Annotated in this window: 1 protein-coding gene; it reads right to left on the reverse strand. The window is 64.9% G+C overall.

The genetic code is table 11. From position 1 onward, the window contains the following. Positions 1-382 (reverse strand): murein L,D-transpeptidase family protein (locus tag CVH10_RS18150; RefSeq protein WP_146143028.1); only part of this gene is annotated, 382 nt, incomplete at both ends.

Raw genomic sequence — 382 nt, forward strand, 5'->3', positions numbered from 1 at the left:
GGCGTAGATCTCGCCCATCGACTCGTCCGTCATGGCAAAGCAGCCCGAGGACGAGCAGGTACCGTGCACCATGATGTAGTTGCCGGTGCGTCCGTTCGCCCGGTCGTAGGCGTTGGGGTAACCGGTGTCGAACGAAAGGTAGTAGGACGAGTTGGGGTTCATCTGGCCCGGCGTCACGGTGTAGAAGCCTTCCGGTGCCTGCCGATCGCCCTGCTTGGTCTTGGGTCCGAGCTGGCCCGACCAGCGGCAGATCGGGAATGTTTTCACGTGAACGAAGCGGCCGCCGGCGGCGCGCTTCCAGACCTCGATCTCGGATTCCTTCTTGTAGGCCCGGAACAGCACCGGCGCGGCGGCGGTGGTGCCCTTGGCCTGCATCAGCGCG

It is taken from the genome of Halomonas sp. ND22Bw, assembly GCF_003011945.1.
GTDB classification, from domain to species: Bacteria; Pseudomonadota; Gammaproteobacteria; order Pseudomonadales; family Halomonadaceae; genus Halomonas; species Halomonas halophila.